This window comes from Cellulomonas sp. Root485, from assembly GCF_001426705.1.
Lineage (GTDB): Bacteria > Actinomycetota > Actinomycetes > Actinomycetales > Cellulomonadaceae > Cellulomonas.
Map to the genome: position 1 here is coordinate 357,621 of NZ_LMFC01000003.1, position 20,512 is coordinate 378,132.

Sequence of the window (20,512 nt, forward strand, 5' to 3'; positions counted from 1 at the left end):
CGAGCAGCCCGGTGCGGTCGCCCGCACCGGGCTGCTACGTTCCGGCGATGCCGATCCGGACGAACGGCCCGCTCCCCGGCCAGGTGGTCCCGTGAAGGCCGCTGAGTACACCCGGTTCGGCCCGCCCGAGGTCCTCGAGGTGGTGGACCGGCCGCGGCCGACGCCACGCTCCGGCGAGGTGCTGATCCGGGTCCACGCCACCACCGTGACCGCCGCCGAGTGCCACATGCGGCGGGGCCGGCCGCTGTGGGGGCGCGTCATCCTCGGCTTCCTCCGGCCGCGGCGGCGGATGCGGCGGCTCGGGCTGGAGTTCGCGGGCCAGGTGGTCGAGGTCGGGTCGGACGTGACGCGCTGCGCGCCCGGCGACGAGGTCTTCGGGTTCACCGGCTTCCGGCTCGGCGCCGCGGCGGAGTACCTGTGCCTGCCGCAGTCCGCGTCGTTCGCGCCCAAGCCGGCCGGGGTGCCGTTCGCGCGAGCGGCGGCCGCGGTCGACGGCTCCACGACCGCGCTGTACTTCCTGCAGGGCAAGGCGCACGTCCGCGCGGGCCAGCGGGTCCTCGTCGTCGGGGCGTCGGGGAGCATCGGCACGTACGCCGTGCAGCTCGCGCACCGGTTCGGCGCCGAGGTCACCGGGGTGTGCAGCGGCCGGAACGCCGACCTCGTCCGGTCACTCGGAGCCGACCACGTCGTCGACCACACGCGTGAGGACTTCACGACGACCGGCGAGCGCTACGACGTCATCTTCGACACCGTGGGCCGCAGCTCGTTCGCGCGGTCCCGGGGGTCGCTCACCGAGCGCGGCTGCTACATGTCGACGGCGACCGGTCCGGTGAGCACGGTGCTGTCGCTCGTGACGCGGCTCGGTCGCGGACGACGGGTGCTGTCGGGCATGTCGGTCGACAAGAACGCGTCGATGGCGTTCGTGGCGGGACTGCTCGCCGACGACGCACTCGAGGTCGTGATCGACCGCACGGTCCCGCTGGCCGACATCGTGGCGGCGCACCAGTACGTGGAGAGCGGGCGCAAGCGCGGGAACGTCGTCGTCGGGATCACCCCGGACGCGCTCTGAGTTTCCGATACTTTCGAATGGCAGATCCTAAACGCTTCGTTCCTGCGCCCAGGTGTTCCCGGCGCACGGGTAGCGCTGCACACTGGCGTCGATAACGTTATCGACGCCTTGCTCCCGCCTGCGCGTCGGTACGGCGCCGGCGCCCTTCGAGGGCCGCCCGCGCAGCTCCCCACGCACAAAGGAGTGTCTGATGCTCGAAAGTATCGCCCACACGCGGGGGGCGCCCGACCGGCGGCGCCCCTTCCGCGCCCTGATGGCATTCATCGCGGCCGGCGCCATGGTCGCCGTCGGCCTCGCCGTCGCCGCCCCCGCCAGCGCCATCTCGACGAACGGGACCGGCACCAACAACGGGTACTTCTACTCGTTCTGGACCGACAGCCAGGGAACCGTCTCCATGGACATGGGCTCCGGCGGCCAGTACTCCACCCAGTGGAGCAACACCGGCAACTTCGTGGCGGGCAAGGGCTGGCAGACCGGCGGGCGCAAGACCGTCAACTACTCCGGCAGCTTCAACCCGTCGGGCAACGCCTACCTGACCCTCTACGGCTGGACCACCAACCCGCTCGTCGAGTACTACATCGTCGACAACTGGGGCACCTACCGACCCACGGGCACCTTCATGGGCACCGTGAACAGCGACGGCGGCACGTACGACATCTACCGCACCCAGCGCGTGAACAAGCCGTCCATCGAGGGCGACAACTCGACGTTCTACCAGTACTGGAGCGTGCGGCAGTCGAAGAAGACCGGCGGCACCATCACGTCGGGCAACCACTTCGACGCGTGGGCGTCCAAGGGCATGAACCTCGGCAACCACAACTACATGATCATGGCGACCGAGGGCTACCAGAGCAGCGGGAACTCGAACATCACCGTCAGCGAGGGCTCCGGCGGCCAGACCACCACGCCTCCCCCCACCGGCGGTGGCGGCAACACGGGCGGCTGCTCCATCACCGCCACGCGCGCCGAGGAGTGGTCCGACCGCTTCAACGTGAGCTACACCGTCAGCGGCGCCACCAGCTGGACCGCCACCCTCAACCTCAACGGCAGCCAGACCGTCCAGAACAGCTGGAACGCGAGCGTCAGCGGCCGGACGGTCACCTCGACCGGCTCCAACACGTTCGGCGTCACCATCATGAAGAACGGCAACAACACGACGCCGTCGGCCACCTGCGCGACGTCCGGGGGCGGAGGCTCGACGCCCACGCCGACCCCGACGACCTCCACACCGCCGCCGACCTCGTCGAGCTGCTCGGCCGGCTACGTCGGGCTGACGTTCGACGACGGTCCGAACACCGGCACCACCAACCAGCTCGTCTCCACGCTGCGCAACGCGGGCGCCACGGCGACCGTGTTCCCGACCGGGTCCAACGCCTCGTCGAACGCGTCGCTCATGCAGGCCTACAAGAACGCCGGCCTGCAGATCGGCAACCACAGCTGGGACCACCCGCACCTGGTGAACATGAGCCAGTCGGACATCCAGTCGCAGCTCTCCCGCACCCAGACCGCGATCCAGCAGACCGCCGGGGTCACCCCGACGCTCTTCCGGCCGCCGTACGGCGAGACCAACCAGACCCTCAAGAACGTCGAGTCCTCGCTCGGCCTGCGCGAGATCATCTGGGACATCGACTCGAACGACTGGAACAACGCCAGCGCCGACGCCATCCGACAGGCGGCCTCCCGCCTCACCAACGGCCAGATCATCCTCATGCACGACTGGCCCGCGGCGACCCTGCAGGCGCTGCCGAACATCCTGAACGACCTCAGGTCGCGCAACCTCTGCACGGGGCACATCTCGAGCAGCACGGGTCGCGCGGTCGCACCGTCCAGCTCCGGAGGCGGGTCGACGACGCCGCCGCCCTCGAGCGGGTCGTGCTCCGTCACGGCGACCCGGGCGGAGGAGTGGTCCGACCGGTTCAACGTGAGCTACACGGTCAGCGGCGCCAGCAGCTGGACGGTCACGCTCGGCCTCAACGGGAGCCAGAGCATCCAGAACAGCTGGAACGCGAGCGTCAGCGGCCGCACGGTCACCTCGACCGGCTCCAACACGTTCGGCGTCACCATCCTGAAGAACGGCAACAACACCACGCCGGGCGCCACCTGCGCGCCTCGCTGACGGCGGGGGTCCGGACGGACAGGGCCGGTCCGGACCGCTGAGGGAACGGCAGCCTCCCGCGAGGGGGGCTGCCGTTCTCGTTGCCCGGGCGGGCGTCAGGCCTTGGAGCGGTCGCCCACGAAGCGCCAGATCGCGGTCACGATGATCGCGCCGACGATGGAGCCGATGATGCCGCTGGGGCGCAGCTCGAGACCGTCGCCGTTCAGGAGGCTGGCCAGCAGGCCGCCGACGAAGGAGCCGACGAGCCCCGCGATGATCGCCATCGTCCAGTCGATCCGGCCGCGCTTGCGACCGAGGATCAGCTGCGCGAGCGCACCGATGAGCATGCCGAACAGGATCAGTCCGAGGATGAGCATGGGCCGAGACTAGGGCCACGCGGACTATTCGGGCAGCCCTTCCCGATCGGCGAGTTGGCGCCTACGGCGCGGCGTCGACCAGCACCGCGACGCCGTCGAGCAGCCGGGCCAGACCGAACTCGAACGCCCGGCGCGGGTCGTAGGCCGCCTGCTGCGCCTCGCCGGCGACGGGTCCGACGCGGGTGACCGTCGGGAACCGCTCCGGGTCGAACACGCGGTCGAGGATCGGAGCGGTGGCCTCCCACCACTCGGTCTCGGTGATCCCCGTGGCCTGCTCGGCGGCGACCTGGTCGACCACCCCCCGTGCGGTCCCGGCGACGAACCCTTCGATCAGCGTGAACACGGCGTCCATCGCGACCTCGTCGAGACCCGTTCCGTCCACCGCTCGGAGGCCGAGCTCGTACTTGGTGAGCACGCCGGGGCCGAGCGGCGGACGACCCGACGCGGCGACCTGCAGCAGCCACGGGTGCCGCTCGTACTGCGCCCAGCTCGCCCGAGCGACCGCCTCGAGGCGGGCACGCCAGTGGTCGGCCGCCGGGGTGTACAGCGACGGGAACTCGCCGAGCGCGGTGTCGACCATGAGGTCGAGCAGCTCGGCCTTCGCCGGGACGTAGGTGTAGAGAGTCATCGCGCCGACGCCGAGGTCGGCGGCCAGGCGTCGCATCGAGAGTGCGCCGAGGCCCTCGGCGTCCGCGAGCGCGATCGCGGCGTCCACCACGCGGTCGACGGAGAGCCCCGCCTCGGCACCGCGGCCGCGGGGGGACGGCTCCACCAGCCGCCACAGCAGGGACAGGCTGCGGGCCGGGTCGCCCGTGCCGGTGATCTCCGTCATGACCCTCATCCTGCCCCGTCGGGAACAACCGGGTGACCCTCGGCGTTCCTTGTCGTACACTGTACGACTAGCCTTCAGGAGGACACATGGCGATCAGGACGACAGGGCTCACCCGCCGGTACGGCGAGACGACGGTGCTCGACGGGCTCGACCTCCGGGTGGAGGCGGGCACGGTGCACGGGCTGCTCGGCCCGAACGGCGCCGGCAAGACAACCGCCGTGCGGATCCTGTCCACGCTGCTGGACCCGCACGGCGGCACGGCGACCGTCGCCGGGTACGACGTGGTCCGCCAGGCCGCGCAGGTGCGCCGGCACGTCGGCCTCGTCGGCCAGCACGCGGCGGTCGACGAGATCCTCGGCGGCCGGGACAACCTCGTGATGTTCGGGCGGCTGTCCCACCTGGGTACCCGGCAGGCGCGTCGACGGGCCGACGAGCTGCTGGATCGGTTCGACCTCGTCGACGCCGCCGACCGTCCCGTGTCCACCTACTCCGGCGGGATGCGACGCCGCCTCGACCTGGCGGCCGGGCTGGTGCTGGACCCGACCGTGCTGCTGCTCGACGAGCCGACCACCGGCCTGGACCCCGCCGGTCGGCGCGAGGTGTGGCAGGCGGTCCGGGCGCTCGTCGCGGGCGGCACCGCCGTGCTGCTCACCACGCAGTACCTGGAGGAGGTCGACCAGCTGGCCTCGCAGGTGACGGTGCTCAACCACGGACGGGTCGCCGCCGAGGGGACGCCCGACGCGCTCAAGGCGTCGATCGGGCAGGACCGGCTCGACGTCGTCGTCCGGGACGAGGCCGACCTGCCCGCCGCGCAGTCCGCGCTGCGGGCCGTCGCCGGCGACGCCGAGATCGACCTCGACGGCCGGCGGGTCACCGCGACCGTCACGGACCGCGTCGCCGCCCTCACGCACGTGGTCCGGACGCTCGACGACGCCGGGATCGCCGTCGACGACGTGATCCTGCGCCGGCCGACGCTCGACGAAGTGTTCCTGCACCTGACCGGCTCGATGAAGGAGGCCTCATGACCTGGGCGCTGCGTGACTCCTGGACCGTGACCCTGCGCGACCTCGGGCACTGGCGGCGGCAGCCGTGGGACCTGCTCATCGGCCTGGCGTTCCCGATCCTGCTGCTGCTGATGTTCGGCTTCCTGCTCGGCGGCGCGATCGACGTGCCCGGCGGCTACATCGAGTTCCTCTTCCCCGGGATGCTCGCCGTGACCATGGCGTTCGGGCTCGAGAGCACCATGACCTACGTGTCGCAGGACGTGCAGCGCGGGGTGACCGACCGGTTCCGGTCGCTGCCGATGTCCCGCGCGGCGGTCCTGCTGGGTCGGGCGACCGCGGACATGCTCGCCAGCGTCGTCGGCCTCGCCGTGCTGCTCGTCGCGGGTCTGGTGATCGGGTGGCGGATCCACGAGGGCATCGGCAACGCGCTGGCCGGCGTAGCCCTGCTGCTGCTCCTGCGGTTCGCGTTCCTCTGGGTCGGGATCTACCTCGGCCTGCTGTTCCGCGGGCAGGGCGGCGTGGTGGCGGTCCAGATCCTCGTGTGGCCGTTCGTCTTCCTGTCGAACGCGTTCGTGCCCCTCTCGACGATGCCCGGCTGGCTGCAGGCGGTGTCGGCGTGGAACCCGGTCACGGCGACCGTCGCCGCGACGCGCGAGCTGTTCGGGAACCCGACCGTGGCGGGCACGGGCTGGGCGTCGGAGAACGTGGTGCTGCTGGCGGTCGTCTGGCCGGTCGTCCTGTCGGCGGTCTTTGCGACACTGGCCGTGCGGCGCTGGGCGCGGCTGGGGCGATGACGATCTCGAAGGAGAACTCTGTGCACGACGCGATCCGGATCCGCGGTGGTCGGGAGAACAACCTCAAGGGTGTCGACGTCGACGTGCCCAAGCGCCAGATCACCGTCTTCACGGGGGTGTCCGGCTCGGGCAAGTCGTCGTTGGCGTTCGACACCATCGCGGCCGAGAGCCAGCGCCTGCTGAACGAGACGCACTCGGCGTTCATCCAGAACTTCCTGCCGCCGTCGCCGCAGCCCGAGGCCGACGAGCTCACCGGGCTGACCGCGTCGATCGTCGTCGACCAGCAGCCGATGGGTGGCTCGTCGCGCTCGACGGTCGGCACCGCGACCGACACCTACGCCGGGATGCGCCGGGTCTGGTCCCGGATGGGGGTCCCGAACCTGGGCACGCCCATCGCGTTCTCGTTCAACGACCCCCGCGGCATGTGTCCCGACTGCGAGGGCATCGGGAACGTGGCGGCCATCGACGAGGACGCCCTCGTCGACCCGGCCAAGTCGCTCCTGGAGGGGGCGATCGACTTCCCGAACTTCCAGGTCGACTCCTGGTACTGGAAGGTCTACGCGGAGTGCGGGTTCTACCCGGCAGACCAGCCGGTCGGGTCCTTCACGCCCGAGCAGCGCCAGCTGTTCCTCTACGGTCCCGACGAGGCGCCGAAGAAGGGCGCGAAGGTCGCCGTCTCGGGGATGTCGCTCACGTACGAGGCCCTCGTCCCGAAGCTGAAGCGGCTCTACCTGACCAAGAACCCCGAGCAGCTCCAGCCGCACATGCGGGCCGCGGTCGAGCGCATCTCCACCCGGGGCGCCTGCCCGGCCTGCGGAGGCTCACGCCTCAACGAGGCCGCGCGCGGTTCGCTGGTGGGCGGACGGTCGATCGCGGAGTGTGCGGACCTGCAGGTCAGCGACCTGGCGCCGTTCATCCGCGGCCTCGACGCCCCCGAGCACCGGCCGATGCTCGACGACCTGGCGGACCGGCTCGACGCCCTGGTGCACATCGGGCTCGGGTACCTCTCCCTCAGCCGCGAGTCCACCAGCCTGTCCGGCGGGGAGTCGCAGCGGGTCAAGATGGTCCGGCATCTGGGCTCCGCGCTGACCGACGTCACGTACGTGTTCGACGAGCCCTCCGTCGGGCTGCACCCGCACGACGTGCACCGCATGAACGAGCTCCTGGTCGCGCTGCGGGCCAAGGGCAACACCGTCCTGGTGGTCGAGCACAAGCCCGAGGTCATCGAGATCGCGGACCACATCATCGACATGGGTCCGGGAGCCGGTGGCGCCGGCGGTGAGGTCGTCTACGCGGGCGGCCTCGACGGGCTGCGGACGTCGGGCACCCTCACCGGCAACCACCTCACCAGCCACCAGCCGCTGAAGACTCAGGTGCGCTCGTCGGACGGTGCGCTCTCCCTCACGGGCGCGAGCCTGCACAACCTGCAGGACGTGTCCGTCGACATCCCGCGCGGCGTCCTCACCGTCGTCACGGGCGTGGCGGGCTCCGGCAAGAGCTCGCTGATCCGTGGCGTCCTGCCCAAGCGGTTCCCTGACATCGTCGTGGTCGACCAGGCCACCACCCGCGGCTCCCGCCGGTCCAACTCGGCCACCTACACGGGCATGCTCGACACCATCCGCAAGCTGTTCGCCAAGGCCAACGGCGTCAAGCCCGCCCTGTTCAGCGCCAACTCGGAGGGCGCCTGCCCCGAGTGCGGCGGGCTCGGGATCATCTACACCGACCTGGGCAACTTCGAGCCGATGAAGTCGACGTGCGAGGTGTGCGGCGGGCGCCGGTACACCGAGGAGGTGCTCGGCTACACGCTGCGCGGGCAGTCGATCGCGGACGTCCTGGAGATGTCGGTGGTGGAGGCCCGGGAGTTCTTCGTCGACCGCTCCGAGAAGGCCCTCGCCTCCACGCTCGCCGCCATGGACGACGTCGGCATCGGCTACCTGACCCTCGGCCAGCCGCTGTCCACCCTGTCCGGGGGCGAGCGGCAGCGGCTCAAGCTGGCCATCGAGCTGGCCTCACCCGCCGACGTCTACGTCCTCGACGAGCCGACCACCGGCCTGCACATGTCCGACGTCGACCGGCTCATCGGGCTCATCGACCGGTTCGTCGACGCCGGGTCCACGGTCATCGTCATCGAGCACAACCTCGACGTGATCTCCCGCGCCGACCACGTGCTCGACCTCGGCCCCGGCGCGGGTGCCGCCGGCGGACGCGTCGTCTTCGCCGGCCCCCCGGCCGACCTGGTGGCCGTCCAGGACTCCCTCACCGGCGAGCACCTGGCCCGCCGGCACGGCCTCCCGCGCTAGCGACGAGATCGTGGGTTCGACCCGAGATCGTGGGTGCGCACCGACGTTCTCGCGCCGGACCCACGATCTCGACCGGGTCCGGCGGGATCAGCCGACGTCGCGGCGGCGGAACACGAGCAGGGCGGCGCCTGCGATGACCGCCGCCACGGCGGCCAGGTAGATCCCGCCCTGCGTCTGCGAGACGACGTGGGAGACCCCGGTGCACGACGACCCGGCCGCGGTGGTCGCGCACTCGGTGAGGTAGTACGTGGCCGACCCTTGGACCCAGGCGGTCACGTTGGTGACCAGCGTCCACGGCTGCAGCTGCTCGACCTGGTTGGCGAGGATCACCTCGACGAGCACGAGCCAGCCCATCACGACCCCGAGCACCGCCGCCGTGTGCCGCGCCAGGAAGCCCAGGGCGGCACCGATCACGGCCACGACGGGCGCCAGGGCGACGATGCGCAGCGCGACGTCGACGGGCGAGCTCAATTCCGACGTCCCCGCGGCGTCCATCGTGTCGAAGTACCGGTAGGAGAGCCACGAGGCGCCGAGCATGATGCCCACCCCGACGGCAGCGACCGGGATGATCCCGAACGCGGCCGCGAGCACCTTGCTCAGGTAGACCCGCACGCGGCGCGGGGCGAACGTCAGCCAGTTGCCGATCGAGCCGGTCGAGAACTCGGCGGACACGAAGCTCCCGGCGAGCAGGAGGGGCGCCAGCACGAACACGACGGAGACCGACGTGAGCAGGCCGGAGGTGTCCCGGTCGAAGGACGGCTCCCCACCCAGCCAGTTCTCGAGCTTCGGCTCCATCTGGTCACAGGCCCAGTCGACGGCGTCGGGGTCCTCAGCGATCTCCTTCTCGGCCGCCTCCCCCTCCTCGCAGTCGGCGACCCACTGCTCGCCGTTCTCCTCGAAGTCCGCGAGCGCCTGCTCGTAGTACACCTGCGCCTGGTCGATCTCCGCCTGCGACGGAGGAGCGGCGGCCTGCCACGCCGCGAACGCCGCGAGGCAGCAGATGACCAGGACACCCGCGACCCCGAGCCGGATCAGCGTGCGCGACGCGAACCGGTCGAGCTCGACCCGCAGCAGCCGGCTCATGACGCCTCCTCGGCGTGGTGCGCGGGTCGGTGCTCGCCCGCCGGTGGAGGCGCGTGCGTCCCCGGTCCCCGGCCCGCGGTGAGCTCGAGGAAGACGGACTCGAGGTCGACGCGGACGGGCACCAGCTCGTCGACGAAAAGCTGCTGGCTCGCGAGCGCCTCGGTGATGCTCGCCGGCGGCACCCCGCCGTCGACCAGCAGGTACCGGCCCTCGGTCCGCACCGTCCACCCCTGCGCACCGAGGACGCGCTGGGCGCCCGGCACGTCGGCGATCCCCACCCGCACGGTGCCTGCGGCGCCCGCCCCGATGAGGTCGGCGACGCGGCCGCTGGCGATGAGCTCGCCGCGGGCGATGATCGACACCGTGTCCGCCACCTGCTCGACCTCGGCCAGGATGTGGCTGGACACCAGGACGGTCTTGCCACGCTCCGCGAGCCCGCGCATGGTGCCGCGGATCTCGCGGATGCCCGCCGGGTCCAGGCCGTTCGTCGGCTCGTCGAAGATGAGCAGGTCCGGATCCTTCAGCAGCGTGGCCGCGATGGCGAGCCGCTGCTTCATGCCCAGCGAGTAGCCCTTGTAGCGGTCGTCTGCCCGGTCCAGCAGCCCGACGTCCGAGAGGACCACGTCGACCAGCGTCGTCGGGGCGTCGATCGCCCGGGCGAGCATCGTGAGGTTCTTGCGGCCGGAGAAGCTGGGAAAGAACTTCGGCTGCTCGACGATCGCCCCGACCCGGCCGATGACGTCCGGCAGCCGCTCCGGCACTGTCTGGCCGAACAGCGTCATGGTCCCGGAGTCCGCGCGGATCAGGCCCAGCAGCATCCGGATCGTCGTCGTCTTGCCCGCCCCGTTCGGGCCGAGGAAGCCGTGCACGCCACCGATGGGCACGTCCAGGTCGAGCCCGCCGACGGCGACCGACCGCTGACCGCGGCGGTGGCGGTACGTCTTGCGCAGGCCCCGGGTGGAGATGGCGAGGTCCGTCGGCACGTCGCTGTGTCCCTTCGACGATCAGGCGGGAACGGACCGGGCGCCCGGTCGCGTGCACGGTACCGGGTCACCGCCAGGCCGCGGGCCGCAATCGACCCGTCAACCGCCCGCGTCCACCGTCCGCGTCGCGGCGAGCTGCTCGACCAGCCGCCAGCGGGACGCCGTCGTCTCGGCCAGCTGGAGGCCGGCGGCGTCCAGCAGCAGCAGGGGGCGTCGACGGTGGTGCTCCCCCGCCCGCTCGGGCGTCACGCGGTCGAGCACGCGCTGCACCCCTCGGCCCAGCCGGGCGGACGACTCGACGTGATCGGCCATGAGCAGCCGGCCGCCGGGACGCAGCACGCGCGCCAGCTCGCGCAGGACCGCGAGCTCGTCCGCCACGCAGCACATCGCGAACGTGGACACCACCGTGTCGAAGGAGTTGTCCGGCAGGTCCAGGTGGGCGGTGTCGGCCTCCAGGAGCCGGACCTGCACACCGACCTCTTTCGCTCGCGCCGCGGCCGCCCGCAGCATCGCGGGGCTGACGTCGGTCAGCGTCAGGTCGGTGACGCGGTCGGCGTAGTAGGGCAGGTTCGCGCCGGTGCCGACGCCGACCTCCAGGGTGCTGCCCGACACCCGCTCGGCGATCCAGCGCCGAGCCGGTGCGAACAGGCGCGGCTCGAGGAACCCCGTGGTCCGGTCGTAGTTCGGAGCCTGCCCGTCCCAGTACTCCGCCCGCGTCACGCCCATGGCGCCCCAGGCTGCCACCGGTCCCCCGTCCGGCACACCCCTCGGGAGGTCGTCAGCGCTTCGGCCACGTCCACGCCGGGCTGTCGAACATCCCCGCACCCTCCACGGACGTCGCGCCTGCGCCGCCCTTGGTGAGCTCGACGGTCGTGGCGTCCACGGTGCGCAGGGCACGGACCAGGTCCCCGGCGTGCGTGACGACGAGCACCTGCGACCGCTCGGCGGCCGACGCGACCAGGGCGCCGACGGCCGGCATGAGGCTCGGGTGCAGGCTCGACTCCGGCTCGTTGAGCACCAGCAGGTCCGGCGGGCGGGTCGCGTGGGCCGCGGCGACCAGCAGCAGGAACGTGAGCGTGCCGTCGGAGAGCTCGGCCGCCGAGAGCGGTCGCCGCAGGCCGGGCTGCGTCATCGCGACCCGGCACGCGCCGTCGTCGTCCTCGGTGATCACCACGCGCGAGCCGGGGAACGCGGCGTCGACCGACGCCTGGAGCGCGTCCGCGTCGCCCATGAGCTCGATCGTCATCAGCGCCGCGGCGAGGTCGTCTCCGGACGGGGACAGGACCGGGGTGTACGTCGCGACGCCCGGGCGCCGGACCGGGCTGTCCGCATCGGTGCGCAGGTGGTCGTAGAACCGCCACCGGCGGGCCTGCTCCCGCAGCGCGAACAGGTCGGGGGTGGCCGCGGGGTCCGCGAGGAGGGCCATCACCGACTCGTGCGCGTTCACCGTGAGCGGCACGGTGGTCCACGCGCCGTCGTCGTCACGGGTGCGGACGCGCGACCCGGTGCGCTCGGTCAGGACCGTCGACGGCCGCAGCACCGGGCCGGCCCACACGACCTCGGACTTGATCTCCGGGTCGAGCTTGAACGGACCCATCTGCGGAAGCCCGAGGTCGATCGCGTAGGACAGGTCCTCCGTCGCGACCCCCAACCGGACCGCGACGGGACCGTCCTGGCGCCGACCGGCGTGCATCGCGGAACGCATCCCGCCCTCGCGCGCGAGCGATGAGACGGCGCCGTCCCGTGCCACCTCGGCGAGCAGGCGCAGCGCGCGGTAGACGCTCGTCTTGCCGCTGCCGTTGGCGCCGGTGACGACGGTGAGGTTGCCGAGGCCGAGGGTCAGCGAACGCAGGCTGCGGTACCCCTCGACGGCGAGCGTCCGGATCATGGCGCGACCTTAGCGGCGGCCACCGACGCTCAGACCGGCTCCAGCAGCACGACGGGGATCACGCGCGTCGTCCGTGTCTGGTACTCCCCGTAGTTGGCCAGCGCCTCGACGATCCGAGGCCAGAGCTCGTCGCGCTCGTCGGGCGTCGTCACCCGCGCGACCATGTCGACCATCGGGCCGCCACCCACCGAGACCCGCACCTGCGGGTGGTCGCGCAGGTTGAGGAACCAGGACGGGTGCTCGTCGTTGCCCCCGGCGGACGCGACGACGACGAGCGTCTCCCCGAGAGTGAGGGGAGCGGTCAGCATCGACGACCGTGCCTTGCCCGACTTCCGCCCGACCGTCACCAGCTCCAGGGACGGCAGACCGACCAGCGTCGCCCCGAACCGGCCCCCGCTGACCTTCATGCCCGCGCGGTGGAGCCAGCTCAGCGTTCGCATCACGACGGTGCTGGTCATGCCTCGATGAGAACACGTGTCGGACCCCGGTGCGACGATGCCGGGATGACCAAGTTCGTCGTCGACGCGGGTGCCGCCCTCCGGTTCGCCGCGACCGGCACCCCGCTGCCCGACGCCCACGAGCTCCTCGCGCCCACCCTCCTGCGCTCCCAGGCCCTGTCCGCGATGCACGAGGCCGTGCACCAGGGCTCCTTGACCGCGGCCGAGGCGCGCGAGCGGCTGGCGCGGCTGAACCGGTTGAAGATCCGGCTCCTCGGCGACGGGGTCCTGCGCAAGGTGGCCTGGACGATCGCCGACGACCTCGGCTGGGAGTCCACGTACGCCGCCGAGTACGTCGCGCTCACCCGGCTCCAGGCGGACTACCTGGTGACGCTCGACGACGACCTCGCGCGAGCCGTGCAGGGCGTCGTGCCGACCGCACCGTTCGACGCTCTCCTCGATCCCCGGTCCTAGGGTGCAGAGATGGACGACTACTGGTGGGAGCCCCCGATGGCGGGCACCGAGCTGGAGCACCTGGTCGGCGCTCTCGAGCGGCTGCGCACCACGTTCCGCTGGAAGGCCGACGACCTCGATGCCGCCGCGCTGAGTGCCCGGATCGCTTCGTCGGAGCTGACCCTCGGCGGTCTGCTCAAGCACCTCGCGGCCGTCGAGGACATCCAGTTCACGGTCAAGCTGAGAGGCGGCCGGATCGGTGAGCCCTGGGAGTCCACGCCGTGGCGGGGCGGCAACGACTGGCTCTTCAGCACCGCCGCCGACGACACCCCGGAGCAGCTCTACGCGTACTGGGACGACGCCGTCCGCAGGTCCCGCGACCGCCTCGGGGCAGCGCTGACCGCCGGCGGGCTCGACCAGCGGGTCGACCTGGCCGCTCTCGACGGCACCCACGCGAACCTTCGCCGGATCATGTTCGACCTCGTCGAGGAGTACGGGCGGCACACCGGGCACGCCGACCTGCTCCGTGAGGCCGTCGACGGCCGCGTCGGCGAGGACCCGCCGGACGGCTGGCGTGCGGTGTCGGGCCGCTTCGGTCCGTCCGACTGACCGGCTCGTGCCACCATCCCCCACGTGAACATCACCCTCAGCCCGTGGTCGGTCGCCGACGCCGACGCGCTCGCCGCCGCTGTCGGGGAGAGCCCCGAGCTCGGTGTCCAGCTCGGTGAGGCGGTCGAGACGCCTGCCGCCGCCCGGGACTACATCACGCGGTACCTGACCGACGACGAGGGCACGGTCGCGTTCGCGATCCGCGTCGACGGCGTCGCGGTCGGCCACGTGGCCCTGAGCCACATCGAACGCCGCAACGACTCGGCCTGGGCGTCGTACTGGGTGACTGCGAGCCGGCGCCGCCACAAGCTGGCCTCCCGCGCACTGGCCACGATCGCCGCCCACGCGTTCGACACCCTGGGCCTGTTCCGGCTCGAGCTCGGGCACCGCGTGAACAACCCGGCGTCCTGCCGGGTGGCGACCGCCGCGGGGTTCGCCGCCGAGGGGATCGAGCGGGCCAAGCTGCGCTACGGCAGCGACCGGTACGACGTCGAGACGCACGCCCGGCTGTCCACCGACCCGCGACCGTCGATCGAGCTGATCCCGATCGTCGACGTGGCCCCGACCCCGGAGCGGTGACCGGCGGCGCCGCCGTCACGTCGCAGCGGGCTGGGGTCAGCCCGCGTCGTCCGGGCAGTCAGAAGTCGCCGCCGCCGAAGTCTCCCCCGAAGTCGCCGCCGAAGCCTCCGTCGAACCCCGCGTCCCCACCGGAGTCGGCCGCGACGTCGCCGCCACCGTCGGCTGCGGGATCCGCGCCGCCGCCGTCGGACAGGTCGAAGAAGCTGTCTGCGATCGCGGTGCCGACGAACGCACCGGCGACGCTGGCCAGGAGGCTGCCGGCGAGCATCCCGCCCATGCCGATGCCCCCACCGCCGCCGCCGCCGCCGAAGCGGTTCTCCAGCGTCCCGGGCGCGCGCAGCTCCGCCCTCGTGGCCATGCGTGCCAGCGCGCGAGGGTCGTCGGACTGAGCCCGCTCGGCCTCGGGCACGTCCTGCGAGAGCCCGTCGAGGACCTGCCGGCGCTGCTCGGGTGTCAGCTGCGCGAACGCCTCGGCGTGCGCCTGCTCGATCGCGTCGGGCGGCGCGGTGCGCAGCAGGTAGCGGTAGCGGTCGATGGCGGCCTCGTCAGAGGTTGCGGGCCGGCTGCCGTACGGCGCGGTCGGCTGCTCCTCACGACCCAGGAACCGGTCGAGGAATCCCATGCTCATCACCTCTCGTGTTCGGTTCCCCGTCCAACGCGGGGGTGACCTGACGGGTTCCGAGAATTACTCATGGCAGGCGCGCCCGCCTCCTGACAGAGTGACGCCGCCCGAGCCACTGGAGGTCACCATGCCCGCTCTCGACGGACGCGTCGTCCTGGTCACCGGCGCCAGCCGACGGATCGCGATCGGCGCCGGGGTCGCCCGCCGCCTGGTCGCCGACGGCGCGACGGTGCTGCTGCACTCCTGGTCGCCGCACGACGCCGAGCAGCCGTGGGGTGCCGACGAGGGCGGGGTCGACGCCCTGGTCGACGAGCTGCGCGCGGCCGGCGGGACCGTCGAGCACGTGTCGATGGACCTCGCCGACCCGGCGGCGCCGCACGCGCTGGTCGACGCCGCGCACGACGCGTTCGGGCGGCTCGACGCCGTCGTCGCCAACCACGCGCGCAGCTCGGGGCAGAACCTGGAGCAGCTGACCGCCGCGGAGATCGACCTGTCCTACGCGGTGAACACCCGCGCCACCCTGCTGCTCGTGCAGGCGTTCGCGGCCCGGCACGACGACGCCCCGGGCGGCCGCGTCATCGTCTTCACGTCCGGCCAGTACCGCGGCGCGATGCCCGACGAGCTGCCCTACATCGCGTCGAAGGCCGCCCTGCACGAGCTCACGGCAAGCCTCGCGGTGCACCTGATGCCCCGCGGCATCACGGTCAACTGCGTGAACCCCGGCCCGAACGACACCGGCTACGCCGACGAGGCCACACGTGCAGCGCTGAGCGCCCACAGCCCCGGCGGCCGGTGGAGCACGCCGGCGGACACGGCCAAGCTGATCGCCTGGCTGCTCAGCGACGAGGCCGACTGGGTGACCGGCCAGACCATCGCGTCGGACGGCGGCTTCTCGTCGCTCTGAGCATCTACGCTCCGCGGGTGACCGAGCTCGCCCAGCTGCCCCTCGACCACCCGTGGATGACTGTCGGCGTTCTCGCCGTGCTTCTCCTCGTCCTCGTCCTCCTCGGTCGGCGCAGGCCGCGTGCCGGAGGCCCGCAGGCGGGCGACGTGTGGTTCGCCGAGGTGCCGTTCGAGGACGGTTCCGGGAGCAAGGACCGGCCCGTGCTGGTGCTGTCGGCCAGCGGTCGCTCGTGCGAGGTGGCACGGTTCACGTCGCAGGACAAGAACGGTCGCCGCGACCACGTGCGGGTACCGCAGGGCGTCCCCGGGCTGCCGAAGGCCAGCTGGCTGAACCTGCGGCCGACGAGCCTGCCGCGCTCCGCGTTCCGTCGTCGCACCGGGCAGCCGGGCGAGGCGTTCGTCGCCTGGTACCGCGACGCGGCAGACAATCGGGTGTGATCCGCACCGTCCGACGGCGTACCGTCCCGTCCTCGTGAGCCGGATCCTCGACACCGTCGTCCCGCGCCGGCTGGGCACCCGGTTCCGGTGGCTGCTGGCGTCGTCGTGGAGCTCGAACCTCGGCGACGGGATCGTGCTGGCCGCGGGTCCGTTGCTCGTGGCGTCGCGGACGGACGACGCGTTCCTGGTCGCGCTGGCGGCGCTGCTCCAGTGGCTGCCACCGCTGCTGTTCGGGCTGTGGGCCGGGGCGGTGACGGACCGGCTGGACCGGCGACGGCTCATCATCGTCGTCGACTCGCTGCGGACCCTGGTCCTGCTGCTGCTCGCGACAGCGGTCGTGCTCGACGTCGCGACCATCTGGCTCGTGCTGGTGGCGATGTTCCTGCTGGGCACCGCGGAGACGTTCGCCGACAACGCGTCGAGCACGCTGGTGCCGATGCTGGTGCAGCGCGACGACCTCGCGCTGGCGAACAGCCGGATCATGGCCGGGTTCGTCACCGTCAACCAGCTGGTCGGGCCGCCGCTGGGGGCGTTCCTGTTCGCCGTCGGGCAGGCGCTGCCGTTCGCCGCCGAGGCGGTGCTCGTCGGCGCGGGCGCGGTGCTGATCTCCCGCATCGCGCTGCCGCCGCACCGGAGCGGGGAGCACACGACGCACATCCGGCACGACATCGCCGAGGGCGTCCGCTGGGTGCGGCACCACGCGGCGGTGCGGACGCTGGTGCTGACCATCCTCATCTTCAACGTGACGTTCGGGGCCGCCTGGTCGGTACTCGTCCTGTACGCGCGGGACCAGCTGGGGCTGGGGGCGATCGGGTTCGGGCTCATCACGACGGTCAGCGCGGTCGGCGGTCTCGTCGGCACCCTGACGTACGGGTGGATCACGCAGCGGGTCAGCCTGGCGAACCTCATGCGGATCGGCCTGATCATCGAGACCCTCACGCACCTGGCCCTCGCGCTGACGACGACCGCCTGGTTCGCGCTGTGCGTGTTCTTCGTGTTCGGCGCGCACGCGTTCGTGTGGGGGACGACATCCGTGACCATCCGGCAGCGGGCGGTGCCGACGCAGCTGCAGGGGCGGGTCGGCAGCGTGCACCTGGTGGGGGTGTTCGGCGGGCTGGTGGTCGGCGCCGCGATCGGCGGGCTGCTCGCGCAGCGGTACGGCGTGGCGGCACCGTTCTGGTTCGCGTTCGTCGGGTCGGCGATCTTCGTGGTGCTCATCTGGCACCAGCTGCGGCACGTCGCGCACACCGACGAGCTGGATGCGCCCGCCCAGGCTTGACGTCTGTATAGAAGATGTTCAATATAGCGGCGTGACGACGACAGCCATGGGCGCCCCCGCCGCCGAGGACGTCGCCCGTGCCCTGCGCGCTCTCGCCGACCCCCTCCGGCTGCGCGCCCTCTCGCTGATCACCGCCAGCCCGTCGGGCGAGGCGTGCGTGCTCGACATCAGCGAGCTCACGGCGGTGTCGCAGCCCACCGTGTCGCACCACCTCAAGGTCCTCCGGGACGCCGGCATCGTCACGTCCGAGCGTCGCGGGACGTGGGTCTGGTACCGGCTCGCGCCCGAGCACCAGGGGGCGGTCCGCGCGGTCCTGGGCGCGTTCGCAGCCGTCGACGGCCGGCCGGCCGGCACGGTCCCCGACCTCGACGGCCACCTCGACCGCGTCGCCGCCGACCTCGCCCCGCGGTACCCGACGATCGACGCGGCTCGCGTCCGGGACGTCGTGCGCGACTCCGCGACGGCGCTCGCCCGCACGTCCGGCGTGGGCGCACGGCTGGTCAACCTCACCGACCGGTTCGCCCGCCAGCGCCTCGACGACCTCGTGCGGATCGAGGGCGGCACCACCGTCCCGCGCGTCCTGTTCGTCTGCGTCGCCAACGCCGGGCGCTCGCAGCTGGCGGCCGCCCTGCTCCAGCACTACGCGGGCGACGCGGTCCTGGCCCGGTCGGCCGGGTCGGCGCCGGCCCCCGCGATCCACACCCACGTCCGGCCCGAGCTCGAGGCGCTCGGCGCGGACGGGTTCCCCAAGCCGCTCACCGACGACGCCGTCCGCGCCGCCGACGTCGTCGTGACGATGGGCTGCGGCGACGTCTGCCCGGTCTATCCCGGCACCCGCTACGAGGACTGGGCGGTCGGCGACCCCGCGCTCGCATCCCCCGAGGGCGTCACGGCGATCCGCACCGACATCGACACCCGCGTCCGCACCCTGCTCACCACACTCGACACCATCGGAGCACCATGACCAAGCCCAGCGTCCTGTTCGTCTGCGTCCACAACGCCGGCCGCTCCCAGATGGCCGCGGGGTTCCTCACCGCGCTGTCCGGCGGCGCCGTCGAGGTCCGGTCGGCAGGCTCGATGCCGGCCGACCAGGTCAACCCCGTCGCCGTCGACGCCATGGCGGAGGTGGGCGTCGACATCCGCGCCGAGCAGCCGAAGGTGCTGACCACCGAGGCCGTCCAGGCGTCCGACGTCGTCGTCACGATGGGCTGCGGCGACGCGTGCCCGTACTTCCCCGGCAAGCGCTACGAGGACTGGGTGCTCGAGGACCCGGCGGGTCAGGGCATCGACTCGGTGCGCCCGATCCGCGACGAGATCCGCGGCCGGATCCTCACCCTCCTCGACGAGCTGGGCGTGACCCCCGTGACCCTGTGACCGCCCTGGTCCGTCGACTCGGCGTCACGGACGCGGTGGTCGTCGGGCTCGGCGCCATGCTCGGCGCCGGGGTGTTCTCCGTCTTCTCCCCCGCGGCGGAGGCGGCGGGCGCGGGCCTGCTGGTCGGGCTACTGATCGCCGCGGTGGTGGCGTTCTGCAACGCGACGTCCTCGGCGCGGCTGGCGGCGCAGTACCCGCAGTCAGGCGGCACGTACGTCTACGCCCACCGTCGGCTCGGGCCGTTCTGGGGGTTCCAGGCAGGCTGGTCGTTCGTCGTGGGCAAGACCGCGAGCTGCGCGGCGATGGCGCTCACCTTCGCCTCCTACGCCGCACCCGGGCAGGTCCGCCTCGTCGGGATCCTCGCGGTCGTCGCCGTCACCGCCCTGAGCTACCGGGGTGTCCAGCGGTCGGCCCGGGTCAGCCTCGTGATCGTCGTGCTCACCCTGGCGACGCTCGCCGTGGTCGTCGTGGCGGCGCTCGCGGGCGGCACGGCATCGACCGCGCACCTGACCGGCGTCGTCCCCGGCGGGGTGCTGCAGTCCGCCGGCCTGCTCTTCTTCGCGTTCGCGGGGTATGCCCGGATCGCGACGCTCGGCGAGGAGGTGGTCGACCCGCGTCGCACGATCCCGCGCGCGATCCCGCTGGCACTCGGCCTGGTCCTCGTCGTGTACCTCGTGGTGGGGGTGAGCGCCCTGCTCGCCGTCGGCGCCGACGGGCTCGCCGCGACCGCCGCCCCGTTGCGCGCGGTGGTCGAGGCCGGGTCGTTCGCCGCCTTGAGCCCGGTCGTGCAGGTGGGCGCAGCGGTCGCGTCGCTCGGCGCCCTGCTGGCGCTGGTGCTCGGGGTGTCACGCACGACCTTGGCGATGGCGCGCCAGCGCGAGCTGCCGCCGTTCCTCGCCGCGGTCGACGCGCGGCACGGCGTGCCGTACCGGGCGGAGCTCGCCGTCGCGGCCGTCGTGATCGTGCTGGTCGCGACCCTCGACGTGCGCGGTGCGATCGGGTTCTCGTCGTTCGGGGTGCTCACCTACTACGCCCTGACCAACGCGTCCGCGCTGCGGCTGGCACCGGACGAAGGGCGCCCGCCGCGGTGGGTCGCGGTGCTGGGGCTGGTCGGCTGCACGGTCCTCGCCTGCACGCTGCCGCTGCCCTCGATCCTCGGCGGCCTGGCTGTCGCGCTCGCCGGCGCGATCACGTGGGCGGTCCGCCGCAACCGCACCCGGGACTGACGACCACCGGCCGAACTCGGTGGCTGCGGCCGAACTCGGTGGTTCCAGCTCACGAGTTCGGCGCGAAGTGCCGAGTTCGGCGTCGGGCGACGAGCTGGGCGACGAGCTCGGCGTCGGGCTCGGACGAAACATGTGGCGGCCCGTCGTGGTTGAGGGGCGTGAGAGGG

The 20,512-nt window shown here is 72.4% G+C and carries 22 protein-coding genes; 14 read left to right on the plus strand and 8 right to left on the minus strand.

From position 1 onward, the window contains the following. Positions 1-91 precede the first annotated feature (91 nt). Positions 92-1,069 carry an NAD(P)-dependent alcohol dehydrogenase gene (locus ASD16_RS15400; protein WP_055919322.1) on the plus strand — a complete coding sequence of 326 codons (978 nt, stop codon included), beginning with the start codon at positions 92-94 and terminating at the stop codon, positions 1,067-1,069. A 190-nt stretch (positions 1,070-1,259) separates the two neighbouring features. Further along, positions 1,260-3,185: a glycoside hydrolase family 11 protein gene (locus tag ASD16_RS22390; protein WP_055919325.1), complete on the plus strand. Its 1,926-nt coding sequence runs from the start codon at positions 1,260-1,262 to the stop codon at positions 3,183-3,185. A gap of 95 nt (positions 3,186-3,280) precedes the next feature. Here the strand turns inward: ASD16_RS22390 and ASD16_RS15410 are convergent, their stop codons facing one another. Both ASD16_RS15410 and ASD16_RS15415 read right to left on the minus strand, forming a co-directional pair. Next, positions 3,281-3,541 (minus strand): GlsB/YeaQ/YmgE family stress response membrane protein, encoded by a 261-nt coding sequence (locus ASD16_RS15410; RefSeq protein ID WP_055919328.1) that lies wholly within the window; start codon positions 3,539-3,541, stop codon positions 3,281-3,283. Between the two features lie 61 nt (positions 3,542-3,602). Beyond that, positions 3,603-4,373 (minus strand): TetR/AcrR family transcriptional regulator, encoded by a 771-nt coding sequence (locus ASD16_RS15415; protein WP_055919331.1) that lies wholly within the window; start codon positions 4,371-4,373, stop codon positions 3,603-3,605. Between the two features lie 86 nt (positions 4,374-4,459). Here ASD16_RS15415 and ASD16_RS15420 point away from each other — a divergent pair, with 86 nt between their 5' ends. From ASD16_RS15420 to ASD16_RS15430, 3 genes are read left to right on the plus strand one after another with little or no spacing between them, the layout of a single operon-like run. After that, positions 4,460-5,398, plus strand: coding sequence for an ATP-binding cassette domain-containing protein (locus tag ASD16_RS15420; RefSeq protein WP_055919335.1), 939 nt, complete (start codon positions 4,460-4,462; stop codon positions 5,396-5,398). Continuing rightward, positions 5,395-6,171, plus strand: a complete 777-nt coding sequence (locus tag ASD16_RS15425; RefSeq protein ID WP_055919339.1) for an ABC transporter permease — start codon at positions 5,395-5,397, stop codon at positions 6,169-6,171. Before ASD16_RS15420 ends, ASD16_RS15425 begins: the two co-directional genes overlap by 4 nt. Beyond that, positions 6,168-8,471, plus strand: coding sequence for an excinuclease ABC subunit UvrA (locus ASD16_RS15430; RefSeq protein ID WP_055919342.1), 2,304 nt, complete (start codon positions 6,168-6,170; stop codon positions 8,469-8,471). Before ASD16_RS15425 ends, ASD16_RS15430 begins: the two co-directional genes overlap by 4 nt. An 87-nt stretch (positions 8,472-8,558) precedes the next feature. Here the strand turns inward: ASD16_RS15430 and ASD16_RS15435 are convergent, their stop codons facing one another. The 5 genes from ASD16_RS15435 to ASD16_RS15455 form a co-directional block, all read right to left on the minus strand. Next, positions 8,559-9,554, minus strand: a complete 996-nt coding sequence (locus ASD16_RS15435; RefSeq protein ID WP_055919345.1) for an ABC transporter permease — start codon at positions 9,552-9,554, stop codon at positions 8,559-8,561. Continuing rightward, positions 9,551-10,537 (minus strand): ABC transporter ATP-binding protein, encoded by a 987-nt coding sequence (locus tag ASD16_RS15440; RefSeq protein WP_055919348.1) that lies wholly within the window; start codon positions 10,535-10,537, stop codon positions 9,551-9,553. The genes ASD16_RS15435 and ASD16_RS15440 overlap by 4 nt, the downstream gene beginning before the upstream one ends. A 99-nt stretch (positions 10,538-10,636) precedes the next feature. Further along, the gene (locus ASD16_RS15445) at positions 10,637-11,281 is read right to left on the minus strand and encodes a class I SAM-dependent methyltransferase (RefSeq protein ID WP_235523339.1); all 645 of its coding nucleotides are present in this window, start codon (positions 11,279-11,281) and stop codon (positions 10,637-10,639) included. A gap of 34 nt (positions 11,282-11,315) precedes the next feature. Next, positions 11,316-12,425, minus strand: coding sequence for an AAA family ATPase (locus ASD16_RS15450; RefSeq protein ID WP_055919352.1), 1,110 nt, complete (start codon positions 12,423-12,425; stop codon positions 11,316-11,318). 29 nt (positions 12,426-12,454) lie between these two features. After that, positions 12,455-12,883, minus strand: a complete 429-nt coding sequence (locus ASD16_RS15455) for a nitroreductase/quinone reductase family protein (RefSeq protein ID WP_055919355.1) — start codon at positions 12,881-12,883, stop codon at positions 12,455-12,457. A 45-nt stretch (positions 12,884-12,928) separates the two neighbouring features. On the opposite strand from ASD16_RS15455, the gene ASD16_RS15460 reads away from it, so the two are divergent. The 3 genes from ASD16_RS15460 to ASD16_RS15470 are packed head-to-tail and all read left to right on the plus strand — an operon-like array spanning position 12,929 to position 14,503. After that, a complete protein-coding gene (locus ASD16_RS15460; protein ID WP_055919358.1) occupies positions 12,929-13,336 on the plus strand; it encodes a type II toxin-antitoxin system VapC family toxin in 408 nt (135 codons plus the stop codon). A gap of 9 nt (positions 13,337-13,345) precedes the next feature. Continuing rightward, a complete protein-coding gene (locus tag ASD16_RS15465) occupies positions 13,346-13,924 on the plus strand; it encodes a DUF664 domain-containing protein (RefSeq protein ID WP_055919361.1) in 579 nt (192 codons plus the stop codon). 24 nt (positions 13,925-13,948) lie between these two features. Then, complete coding sequence (locus ASD16_RS15470) at positions 13,949-14,503, plus strand: GNAT family N-acetyltransferase (RefSeq protein ID WP_055919364.1); 555 nt, start codon at positions 13,949-13,951, stop codon at positions 14,501-14,503. A 58-nt stretch (positions 14,504-14,561) separates the two neighbouring features. Here ASD16_RS15470 and ASD16_RS15475 read toward each other — a convergent pair whose 3' ends face one another. After that, positions 14,562-15,131 (minus strand): hypothetical protein, encoded by a 570-nt coding sequence (locus ASD16_RS15475; RefSeq protein ID WP_369817986.1) that lies wholly within the window; start codon positions 15,129-15,131, stop codon positions 14,562-14,564. A gap of 121 nt (positions 15,132-15,252) precedes the next feature. Between ASD16_RS15475 and ASD16_RS15480 the strand changes: the two genes are divergently transcribed. From ASD16_RS15480 to ASD16_RS15505, 6 genes are read left to right on the plus strand one after another with little or no spacing between them, the layout of a single operon-like run. After that, entirely contained in the window at positions 15,253-16,029 is a 777-nt protein-coding gene (locus ASD16_RS15480; protein ID WP_055919370.1) for an SDR family oxidoreductase, read from the plus strand. A gap of 17 nt (positions 16,030-16,046) precedes the next feature. Continuing rightward, positions 16,047-16,466, plus strand: coding sequence for a type II toxin-antitoxin system PemK/MazF family toxin (locus tag ASD16_RS15485; protein WP_235523340.1), 420 nt, complete (start codon positions 16,047-16,049; stop codon positions 16,464-16,466). A 34-nt stretch (positions 16,467-16,500) separates the two neighbouring features. After that, positions 16,501-17,745 carry an MFS transporter gene (locus ASD16_RS15490; protein ID WP_055919373.1) on the plus strand — a complete coding sequence of 415 codons (1,245 nt, stop codon included), beginning with the start codon at positions 16,501-16,503 and terminating at the stop codon, positions 17,743-17,745. Between the two features lie 46 nt (positions 17,746-17,791). Further along, complete coding sequence (locus ASD16_RS15495; protein ID WP_235523387.1) at positions 17,792-18,709, plus strand: metalloregulator ArsR/SmtB family transcription factor; 918 nt, start codon at positions 17,792-17,794, stop codon at positions 18,707-18,709. Next, positions 18,706-19,119, plus strand: a complete 414-nt coding sequence (locus ASD16_RS15500; RefSeq protein WP_055919379.1) for an arsenate reductase ArsC — start codon at positions 18,706-18,708, stop codon at positions 19,117-19,119. The genes ASD16_RS15495 and ASD16_RS15500 overlap by 4 nt, the downstream gene beginning before the upstream one ends. Continuing rightward, on the plus strand, positions 19,116-20,345 hold the full coding sequence (locus ASD16_RS15505; RefSeq protein WP_055919383.1) for an APC family permease: 1,230 nt from the start codon (positions 19,116-19,118) through the stop codon (positions 20,343-20,345). The genes ASD16_RS15500 and ASD16_RS15505 overlap by 4 nt, the downstream gene beginning before the upstream one ends. Positions 20,346-20,512 lie beyond the last annotated feature (167 nt).